8 protein-coding genes are annotated in these 9,899 nt (G+C 69.3%); all 8 read right to left on the bottom strand.

The window, feature by feature from the left end; all coding sequences use genetic code 11:
• The coding region (locus ACTIFU_RS19950; RefSeq protein ID WP_439580072.1) for an ABC transporter ATP-binding protein at positions 1–816 on the bottom strand (816 nt) is incomplete at its 3' end.
• On the bottom strand, positions 813–1,811 hold the full coding sequence (locus ACTIFU_RS19945; RefSeq protein ID WP_439580071.1) for an ABC transporter ATP-binding protein: 999 nt from the start codon (positions 1,809–1,811) through the stop codon (positions 813–815). The genes ACTIFU_RS19945 and ACTIFU_RS19950, both read right to left, overlap by 4 nt.
• Positions 1,812–1,824: 13 nt before the next feature.
• Positions 1,825–2,724 carry an ABC transporter permease gene (locus ACTIFU_RS19940; protein WP_439580070.1) on the bottom strand — a complete coding sequence of 300 codons (900 nt, stop codon included), beginning with the start codon at positions 2,722–2,724 and terminating at the stop codon, positions 1,825–1,827.
• Positions 2,721–3,662 (bottom strand): ABC transporter permease, encoded by a 942-nt coding sequence (locus ACTIFU_RS19935; RefSeq protein ID WP_439580069.1) that lies wholly within the window; start codon positions 3,660–3,662, stop codon positions 2,721–2,723. The genes ACTIFU_RS19940 and ACTIFU_RS19935 overlap by 4 nt, the downstream gene beginning before the upstream one ends.
• 24 nt (positions 3,663–3,686) lie before the next feature.
• Positions 3,687–5,282, bottom strand: a complete 1,596-nt coding sequence (locus tag ACTIFU_RS19930; protein WP_439580068.1) for an ABC transporter substrate-binding protein — start codon at positions 5,280–5,282, stop codon at positions 3,687–3,689.
• A 36-nt stretch (positions 5,283–5,318) separates the two neighbouring features.
• The gene (locus ACTIFU_RS19925; protein WP_439580067.1) at positions 5,319–6,908 is read right to left on the bottom strand and encodes an ABC transporter substrate-binding protein; all 1,590 of its coding nucleotides are present in this window, start codon (positions 6,906–6,908) and stop codon (positions 5,319–5,321) included.
• 24 nt (positions 6,909–6,932) lie between these two features.
• On the bottom strand, positions 6,933–8,531 hold the full coding sequence (locus tag ACTIFU_RS19920) for an ABC transporter substrate-binding protein (protein WP_439580066.1): 1,599 nt from the start codon (positions 8,529–8,531) through the stop codon (positions 6,933–6,935).
• 174 nt (positions 8,532–8,705) lie between these two features.
• The coding region (locus ACTIFU_RS19915) for an ABC transporter substrate-binding protein (protein ID WP_439580065.1) at positions 8,706–9,899 on the bottom strand (1,194 nt) is incomplete at its 5' end.

Here is a 9,899-nt window from a genome sequence, read left to right as displayed (position 1 = left end):
GTCCGGCACCGGCACCGCCGACAGCAGCGCCTCGGTGTAGGGGTGCTTCGGCGCGGCGAACAGCGTTCTCTTGTCGGCGACCTCGACGATCTTGCCGAGATACATGACGGCGACACGGTGGGTGATGTGCTCGACGATCGCGAGGTCGTGGCTGATGAAGAGCAGGGAGACGCCGAGCTCGTCCTGAAGGTCGGACAGCAGGTTGACGATCTGCGCCTTCACCGAGACGTCGAGCGCCGAGACCGCCTCGTCGCAGATGATCAGGTCGGAGCCCGGGGCGAGCGCGCGCGCGATGCCGATGCGCTGGCGCTGGCCGCCCGAGAACTCGTGCGGGAAGCGGTTCATCGCGTCGCGCGGCAGCCGCACCTTGTCCATCAGGTCGGCGAGCCGGTCGTCGAGCTCGCCCCTGGACGCGGCGAGACCGAAATTGGTGATCGGCTCGGCCAGGATATCGCGCACCTTGAGCCGCGGGTTGAGCGAGGAGAACGGGTCCTGGAACACCACCTGCATGCGCCGGCGCAGCGGACGCAGGCGGCGCAGGGGGATGTCGTCGATCCGCTCGCCGTCCAGCAGCACCTGGCCGGCGGTCGGCTCGATCAGGCGCAGCACCGTGCGCCCGACCGTGGACTTGCCGCAGCCGGACTCGCCGACCAGCGAGAGCGTCTCGCCGCGGTTGATCGAGAACGACACGCCGTCCACGGCATAGACGTAGCCCGAGATGCCGGAGAGGAAGCCGGACCGGATCGGGAAGTGCTTCTTGAGGTCGTTGACCTCGAGCAGCGGGCGCGTGGCGGGCTTGGCGGGAGCGGGTGTCATGCGGCGATCGCCTCGCGCGGCGCATGGTGGCAGGCGACCGAATGGCCGGGCGCCTTCAGCTCGACGCCGGGTGCCACCTTGCGGCAGAGATCGGTCACGTTCGGGCAGCGGGAGGCGAAGGCGCAGCCCGCGATCGGCGTCTTCAGGTTCGGCACGATGCCGGGGATCTCGGAGAGCCGCGTGCGCCCCTGGCCCTCGAGCGAGGAGCCGAGCTTGGGCACCGCGCCGAGCAGGCCCTGGGTGTAGGGATGGCGCGGATTGCCGAACAGGTCGATCGCCGTCGCCTCCTCGACCTTGCGGCCGGCGTACATCACCACGATCCGCTCCGCCATCTCGGCGACCACGCCGAGATCATGCGTGATCAGCAGGATCGCCGCGCCGACCTTCGACTTGAGTTCGCTCATCAGCTCCAGGATCTGCGCCTGGATCGTGACGTCGAGCGCGGTGGTGGGTTCGTCGGCGATCAGCAGTTGCGGGTTGCAGGCGAGCGCCATCGCGATCATGACGCGCTGACGCATGCCGCCCGAGAGCTGGTGCGGATACTCCTTCACGCGGCGCCGGGCCTCGGGGATGTGCACGAGATCGAGCATCTCGACCGCCCGCGCCTCGGCCGCCCTGTCGTCCATCCCCTGGTGCAGCTTCAGCGTCTCGCCGATCTGCCGCCCGACCGTCAGCACCGGATTGAGCGACGTCATCGGCTCCTGGAAGATCATGCTGATCTCGTTGCCGCGGATGTCGCGCATCTCCCTCTCGGAGAGCTTGAGCAGCTCGCGCCCCTTGAAGCGGATCGATCCGGTGATCCTGCCGGGCGGCTCCTGGATCAGCCGCAGGATCGACATCGACATGACCGACTTGCCGCAGCCGGATTCGCCCACCACCGCAAGCGTCTCGCCGCTCGCGATGTGGAACGACACGCCATCGACCGCGCGCACCGTGCCGTCCATGGTGCGGAAATGCGTGCGCAGGTCCTCGACCTCCAGCAGACGCTCAGCCATCGCCCCCCTCCCCTCAGATGCGCTTCGCGAGACGCGGATCGAGCGCGTCGCGCAACCCGTCGCCGAGCAGGTTCACCGACAGCACGGTCAGCGACAGGAACAGCGCGGGGAAGAACACGATGTAGGGGGCCACCTGCCACAGCGCCCGCCCCTCCGCCATGATGTTGCCCCAGGACGGAATGATCGGCGGCGTGCCGGCGCCGATGAAGGACAGGATCGCCTCGGTGATCATCGCCGAGGCGCAGATATAGGTCGCCTGCACGGTCAGCGGCGCCAGCGTGTTCGGCAGGATGTGGCGCACGATGATGCGCGGCGTGGTGGTGCCCGCCGCGATCGCCGCCTCGACGAAGGGCTGCTCGCGCAGCGACAGCACCACGCTGCGCACGAGGCGCGAGACGCGCGGGATCTCGGCGATGGTGATGGCGATGATCACGTTCTGCACCGATCCTCGCGTGGCCGCCATCAACGCGATGGCCAGCAGGATCGGCGGGATGGACATCAATCCGTCCATGATCCGCATGATCACGCCGTCGAGGATCCTGATGAAGCCGGACACAAGTCCGATCACCAGCCCCAGGAGCGAGGCAAGAAGTGCCACCGCAAATCCGACGATCAGTGAGACCCGCGTGCCGTAGATGACCCGGGTGTAGACGTCGCGGCCCAGCATGTCGGTGCCGAACCAGAACTGAGCCGAGGGTTGGCGAACGCGCAGGGCTGGAGCGAGTGACTGCGGATCGACGCTCGACAGCAGCGGCGCACAGACTGCGACCAGAATCATGACGACCAGCAACGACCCGCCGAAGGCGATGGCAGGATAGCGCCAGTAGAAGGTGCGAATCCGGCCCCGCGCCTTGAGGGGCGCGAAGACCTCGGTCTGCGCGGGGGAGGCCGCGACTGCGGTGTCGGGGCTCAATACCGGATCCTCGGGTCGAACACCGTGTAGAGCAGATCGATCATGAGGTTCACCAGCACGTAGACGAAGCTGAACAGCAGCACCACACCCTGGATGACGGGGTAGTCGCGCCGCAGGATCGCATCGACGGTGAGGCGGCCGAGGCCCGGGATGGCGAACACGCTTTCGGTCACCACCGCGCCGCCGATCAGGAGCGCGATGCCGATGCCGATGACGGTGCTGATCGGCACGGCGGCGTTCTTCAGCGCGTGCAGGAACAGGATCGGCCGCGTGCCGAGGCCCTTCGCCTTGGCAGTCCGGATGTAATCCTGAGCCAGAACTTCCAGCATCGTCGCGCGGGTGATGCGCGCGATGAGCGCGATATAGACCGAACCGAGCGCGATGGTCGGGAGGATCAGGTTCTGAAGGAACGGCCAGAAGCCGCGTGAGAGCGGCGTGTAGCCCTGTACCGGCAGCCAGTCGAGCTGGAGTGCAAAGATATAGGCCAGGACGTAGCCGATCACGAAGACCGGAACCGAGAAACCGAACACGGCGAAGACCATCACCATGCGATCAATCCAGCTGCCCACCTTCCAAGCCGCGACGACACCAAGCGGGACAGCGATCCCGACCGAGAAGATGATCGTCAGCACCATCAGCGCGACGGTCGGCTCGATCCGCTGCGCGATCATGTGCGTCACCGGCAGGTTGGTGAAGATCGAGGTGCCGAGATCGAAGTTCACGAGCCGCCAGAGGAACTCGACGAACTGCACGAAGAACGGCCGATCGAGGCCAAGCGCCGCGCGGATGCGCTCGACGTCCTCCGGCGTCGCCTGGTCGCCCGCGATCACCGCCGCCGGGTCGCCGGGCGAGAGAAGCAGCATCGAGAACACGACGAACGCCACCACCAGCATCACCGGGATGGTGGAGAGGACCCGCCGCGCGATATAGGCCAGCATCGTGCTCGAACGCCCCCTTGCGCGTTATGCCTTGGCGACGCCCCAGAACAGCGGCAGCGGCGCCTTGGTGATACCGCTGACGCCGCGGCGCCACGCCTGGTAGGCCATGAACAGCCCGGTCGGAACCCAGGTCATGAACGCCATCGACGCGCGGTTCAGCTCGGCGACCGCCGCCCGCTCCTCGGCCGGCGTGGCCGCGGCGAACCAGGCCTCGCGCAGCCGCTCGATGCCTGGATCGTTGGGCCAGCCGAACCACGCACCGTCGCCGTTGGTGCGCAGAGCCGTGTAGCCTGCCGGGCTCGCGCAGTCCACGCCGGCGTGCCAGGTGTGGAAGAGGTTCCAGCCGCCCTCCGCCGGCGGCGCCTTCACGGCCCGCCGTCGCGCGACCGCGCCCCAGTCCGTGGAGACGAAATCCACCACGCAGCCGAGCTCGCGCAGGATCCGGTGCGTCACCTGTCCCATTGCCTTGAGAGGGCCCACATCCTCGGCCACCAGCAGCGTGACCGGGCGGCCGTCATAGCCGCTCTCGGCGAGCAGCTGTCGCGCGCGGTCGAGATCGCGCGGACCGGACAGCACCTCGCCGCCGGCATCGGAATAGAGCGGTGTGTCAGGCGTGAAGAACGAAGGCACGCGCCGCCACAGCACGTCGTCGTCGCCGACCACCGCGCGCATGTAGTCGGCCTGATCGACCACCAGCGCGACCGCGCGGCGCGCACGCACGTCGTCGAACGGCGGATGCAGGTGGTTGAAGCGCAGGCTGCCGATGTTCCCGAGCGGATCGGCGATGTCGAGCACGATCTGCCGGTTGCGGCGCAGCACGGGCGCGTGGTCGGGCGAGACCTGCTCCCACCAGTCAACCTCGCCCGCCTGCAGGGCGGTCGCGATCGCCTCCGGGTCGGCCTGCACGAGCCACTCGATCCGATCGAACGCGATCCGCTTGCCGCCCGAGATCCAGTCGGCCGGTTCCGCCCTCGGCTCATAGCCGTCGAAGCGCTCGAACACGGCGCGCTTGCCGGGATCCCACTCGTCCCGGACGAACCGCATCGGGCCGGAGCCGATCGCCTCCTCGATCTGGACGAAGGGATCGGTGCGCGCCAGGCGCTCGGGCATGATGAACGCGCAGGGCGCACCGATCGAGCCGAGCGCCTGCAGCAGCCGGGGGTAAGGCGCGGCCAAGCGGAGGCGGACCGTGCGGTCGTCCGGTGCGGCGAACTCCTCGCGCAGCGCCCGGATCGCCTGACCCATCGGGTCGCGCACCATCCAGCGCTCCAGGCTCGCGACCACGTCCGACCCGCGCACGGGCTCGCCGTCATGGAACTTCAGCCCGGGGCGGAGCCGGATCGTCCAGGCGCGGCGATCCTCGGAGATCTCGTGCCCCTCGGCCATCTGCGGCTTCGGCTCGAGCCTGCTGTCGATGCCGTAGAGCGTGTCCCAGACCAGCATCGCCGCGTTGCGCACGACGTACTGCGTGCCCCAGATGGGATCGAGATTCCCCAGCGCCGCGTGCGGAACAAAGCGGAGCGTGCGCGCCGCTGTCTGAGCGCGCACGGCCGGCGCGGCGAGCGCGGTCACGGCGAGGGCGGCCGCAGCCAGACCCGCCGTGGCGCGGCGTCCGATCATCGTGGGGCCGTCTCGCTCCGTCGCCCGCTCCGTCCGTCAGGCCGTCTTGGCCATGTTGTAGAACAGCACCACCGGGCTCTTGATCAGCCCGGTGACATTGCGCCGCATCGCCGAGGGCGAGAGGAAATGCCCGAGCGGTACATGCGGCACCACCTGGAACGCCTCCAGCTGGATCTCGGTGGCGATGCGCTTCTGCTCGTCAAGATTGGGCGCATCGAACCAGGCATCGCGCAGCGCCTCGATCTTCTCGCTGCTCGGCCAGCCGAACCACGCGTTCAGACCGTTCGTTCGCATGCCCACCGCGGCGGCCGGATCGAACCAGTCGGGGCCCGCCCAGGTGGTGTGGAACACGTTCCAGCCGCCCCGGTCCGAAGGCTCGCGGCTCGCGCGCCGCTGCACCACCGTGCCCCAGTCGGTCGCAACGAACTCGAGATTGACGCCGAGGCGGCGCAGCAGATCCGCCGTCACCTGGCTCTGCGCGGCGATCGTGGGGAAGTCGCTCGCGTGCAGCTGCACGACCTTCTGGCCGTTGTAGCCCGCCGCCTGCAAGGCCGCGCGCGCGCGCTCCAGATTGCGCACCTTCAAGGGGTCGGCGCCGGCCTCGCTGTGCATCGGACTGCCGTTCGACCAGTAGGAGTAGCTGGTCGAGAACATCGACGGGTCGTCGCCGACCACCGCCTTGAGGTAGTCCTCCTGGTCGACCGCGAGCAGCAGCGCGCGGCGGATCTCGGGGTTGTCGAACGGCGGATGGAGGTGGTTCAGCCGCATCATCCCCACCGTGCCGATCGGGTCGCGCACCACCACCTCGATGTTGCGGTTGCGGTTCAGCACCGGCAGCAGGTCGTGCAGCGGCAGCTCCCAGAAATCGACCTCGCCCGATTGCAGCGCCGCCCCGGCGGTCGCCGGGTCGGAGATGATGTGCCACTCCATCCGCTCGGCGTTGGCGAGCTTCGCCCCGGCCGTCCAGTCGGGCGGCTCCTGACGCGGCACGTAGCCCTCGAACTTCGCGTAGGCGACGCGGGAGCCCGGGTTCCACTCGTCGCGCAGGAACCGGTACGGACCCGAGCCGACATAGGAGGTGATCGCGGTGAACGGATCGGTGTTCGCGACGCTCTCGGGCATCACGAAGCACGGGCTCGCGTTCGGCTTGGCGATCGCCGAGAGCAGATGCGAGAACGGCCGTTGCAACTTGATGCGGAACCGCCTGTCGTCCAGCACCTCGATGCTGTCGTGGCGCTTGGCGATCTCCTGGCCGTAGCCGTCGCGCGCCCACCAGCGCTTGACGCTGGCCACACAGTCCTGCGCGCGCACGGGCTCGCCGTTGTGGAATCGCTGCCCGTCGCGCAGGGTGAAGATGTAGGTCCTGCCGTCATCCTCGATCTGCCAGCCGGCAGCGAGCTGCGGCTTGACCTGGAAGTCGGAATCGACCGCCAGGATCGTGTCGTACACCAGGAAGCTGTGCGTCCGGGTGATGGTCGCCGTGGTCCAGACCGGGTCGAGCGAGGTGAGGTTCGCCTGCGGCACAATCCGCAGCGTGCGGGTGGCCGAGACCTGGCCGTGCACCCGCGGCGCGGCGAGCGCGACCGGCGTCGCGGCCGCCGCGCCCATGAATGTCCTGCGTCGCATGCGAACCTCCCTTCTCCGCTCCGATCAGCCCTTCGCCACGCCCCAGAAGAACGGCAGCGGCCCCTTCTGGATGCCCGTGACGTTCCGTCGCCAAGCCTGATAGCCGAGATAGAACCCGTTCGGGATGTAGACCACGTCCGCCATCGCCGCGCGGTTGATCTCCTCGTAGGCGGCCTTCTCCTGTTCGGGCGTGGCTGCATCGAGCCACTTCGCCACCGCGGCCTCGGTCGCCTCGCTGGTCGGCCAGCCGAACCAGGCGCCGTCGCCGTTGCCGCGCACCGCGTTGTAAGAGGCAGGCGCGATGCAGTCGGCGCCCGCGTGCCAGGTATGGAAGATGTGCCATCCGCCCTGGCCCGGCGGCGACTTCGAGGCGCGGCGCTGGCCGACCGTGCCCCAGTCGGTCGCGACGAAGTCGACGTTCATGCCGAGGCTGCGCAGCAGCGCGTTGGTGACCTCGCCCATCGCCTTCAGCGGCGCCTGGTCCTGCGCCACCAGCACGGTGATCGGCTGGCCGCTGTAGCCGGCCTCGGCGAGCAGGCGCTTCGCCCCCTCGATGTCGCGCGGCCCCTTCAGGACCTCGCCGCCCGCCTCGGTGTAGGCCGGCGTGCCCGGCGTGAAGAACGATGGCAGCGGCTTCCAGAGGTTGTCGTCCGAGCCGACGATCGCGCGCATGTAGTCTTCCTGGTTCAGCGCCATCTGGATCGCCCGGCGCGCGCGCACGTCGTTGAAGGGCGGGTGCAGGTGGTTCAGGCGGAAGCTGCCGATGTTGCCGAGCGGATCGGCGATGTCGACCTCGATGTTGCGGTTGCGCCGAAGGATCGGGATCAGGTCGGGCAGCGGCGTCTCCCACCAGTCCACCTCGCCATTCTGCAACGCAGCCGCCGCGGTCGCGGCGTCGGGGAGGATGTGCCACTCGATCCGCTCGACCAGCATGCGCTTGCCGCCGGAGAGCCAGTCGGGCGCCTCCTCGCGCGGCACGTAGCCGTCGAACTTCTCGAACACCGCGCGCGAGCCCGGCACCCACTCGTCGCGCTTGAAGCGCATCGGGCCGGAGCCGACGATCTCGGTAATCTGCTGGAACGAATCGGTCTTGGCGATCCGCTCCGGCATGATGAAGGACATCGGCGTGTTGTTCTTGCCGAGCGCGAAGACCATCTTCGGGAACGGCGACTTGAGCCGGAACCGGAACGTCCGGTCATCCACCGCCTCGAGTGCGTCCACGCGGGCACGAATCAGCTGGCCCATCGGGTCGCGCGGCATCCAGCGGATCAGGCTCTGCACGACGTCCTTGGACAGCACCGGTTCGCCGTCATGGAACTTCAGGCCCGGGCGCAGGCGGAAGGTCCAGGTCTTGAACTCCGCGTCGTGCTCCTCGCCCTCGACCATCTGGCGCTTGGGCTCGAGCTTGCTGTTCACGCCGTAGAGCGTGTCCCACACCAGCGCCGAGCCGTTGCGCACGACATACTGCGTGCCCCAGATCGGATCGAAGTTGGCGAGATTGGCCTGCGGCACGAAGCGCAGCGTGCGCGCCGCCGCCCCCTGCCCGAGGGCAGGTGCGGAAAATCCGGTTGCCGCAGCAGCCGTTGCCCCGGCTGCCGTTGCGATAAACGTGCGTCGCTTCATTCGGTCCCTCCGCGCTCCCTTTGCGGTTGTCCGGGACCGGCGTCTCCCAAGCACACGCGGTCCGCGGTCGAAACGCCGTCGCAGCCCGCGTGCGCTGCCGACGGCCCTCGGATGCAGCCTAGCGCCCGCGCGCGCGACCGCAAGAGGGTAGCGCGAACATGCCGAACCCGGCGATCACGCCTTGCGGACCCCCCAGAACAGCGGGATCCCCCCCGGCTGGCGTGCGCCCACGAGCGTTCGGCGATGCGCCATCGGCAGGAAGTACTGGCCGAGCGGGATATAGGGCACGTCCTCCATGGCCTGGCGCTGGAGGTCCGCAGCGATGCGGCGCTGCTCTTCCAGGCTCGTGGCCTCGAACCACGCCTCGCGCAACGCCTCGATGCGGGCGCTCTCGGGCCAGCCGACGAAGCCCGCCCGTCCGTTGCCCCGCAGCACCAGATGCCCGGCCGGGTTGATGTGGTCGAGCCCGGCCCAGGACGAGAAGTACGCGTTCCAGCCGCCGCGCCCGGGCGGCTCGCGCGAGCCGAGCCGGCGCACCACGCTTGCCCAGTCCATGGTCTGGTAGTCGACCGTGAGCCCGGCCTTGCGCAGCATGTCGGCGCCCACCTCGCTCATCGCCGCGGTCGCCGGCACGTCGGTCGCGGCGAGCACGACGACGGGCTCGCCTGCGTAGCCGCTCGCGGCGACCAGCCGGCGTGCGCGGCCGAGGTCGAATCGCATCGCCTCCAACCCCGCCTCGGTCGCGAGCGGCGTGCCGGGCGCGAACACGCCCACGTTGGTGCGCCAGAACCGGGGGTCGGCGCCGGCGATCGCGGCGCCGAAATCCGCCTGGTTCACCGCCGGCAGCAGCGCGCGCCGCAGCATCGGGTTGTCGAACGGCGGGTGGAGATGGTTCGGGCGGAACGTCGCGATGAAGCCGAGCGTGTCCGGGATCGCGACCACCACGTCACGCTCGCGCGCGAGCATCGGGTGCAGGTCGGCGGTGGCGCGCTCCCACCACTCCACCTCGCCCGCGCGCAACGCCGCGGCCGCAGTCGCCGGGTCGGGGATGATCTGCCACTCGACGCGGTCCACCTGCACGCGTTTCGGCCCCGCGGTGAACGCGGCCTCGCCATCGGCGCGCGGCAGGTAGCCGTCGAACCGCTCATAGACGACGCGCGCACCGAGCACGAACTCGTCCGGGCGGAACCGGAACGGCCCGGAGCCGATCACCTCAGCCGGGCCGAAGGGACGCATCGGGTCGGCGGCCGCGATGCGCTCGGGCATCACGAAGCAGGCGATGCTGCCCGGCTTGGCGAGCGCGTCCGCCAGCATCGCGAAGGGGCGCTTCAGCCGGATCGTGAATCGGCGGTCATCGAGCGCGGCGAT

The sequence above is a fragment of the Elioraea sp. genome (assembly GCF_051860475.1).
In the GTDB taxonomy this organism is placed as follows: domain Bacteria; phylum Pseudomonadota; class Alphaproteobacteria; order Acetobacterales; family Acetobacteraceae; genus Elioraea.
This window is presented reverse-complemented; position numbering and strand designations above follow the sequence as displayed.